We start from the raw sequence: 252 nt of genomic DNA, 5'->3' as shown, positions 1-252 counted from the left end.
AACGGCGAAAGCTTCGACTCTTGGAAAAGAGCGGCTACCGTTCCGGAGAACCCGAGCTTCGCTGGCGGCGGCACGAGCGTTTCAGCGCAAGCGCCGCTCCTCGAGGTACGCGCCGGCGGCCACGGGATCGAGCGCGTAACGCTCGCCGGGCGCGAGGCCTGCGAGCACCTCGACCGTGTCGCCGTACGGGCGCCCGGCTCGAATCTGCCGCAAGCCGACCTCGTCGCCGCGCACGACGTAGACGGCCGTGAG

1 protein-coding gene is annotated in these 252 nt (G+C 70.2%); it reads right to left on the bottom strand.

What is annotated here, in order from left to right; genetic code table 11:
* Positions 1 to 81: 81 nt before the first annotated feature.
* The coding region (locus ACKX14_RS16555; protein ID WP_479685986.1) for a permuted SH3 domain-containing protein at positions 82 to 252 on the bottom strand (171 nt) is incomplete at its 5' end.

The sequence above is a fragment of the Thermorhabdus hydrogeniformans genome (assembly GCF_049310025.1).
In the GTDB taxonomy this organism is placed as follows: domain Bacteria; phylum Bacillota; class Thermosediminibacteria; order Thermosediminibacterales; family Tepidanaerobacteraceae; genus JBJYKD01.
The sequence above is the reverse complement of the archived record's forward strand: the minus strand, read 5'-3'. Positions and strand labels throughout refer to the sequence as shown.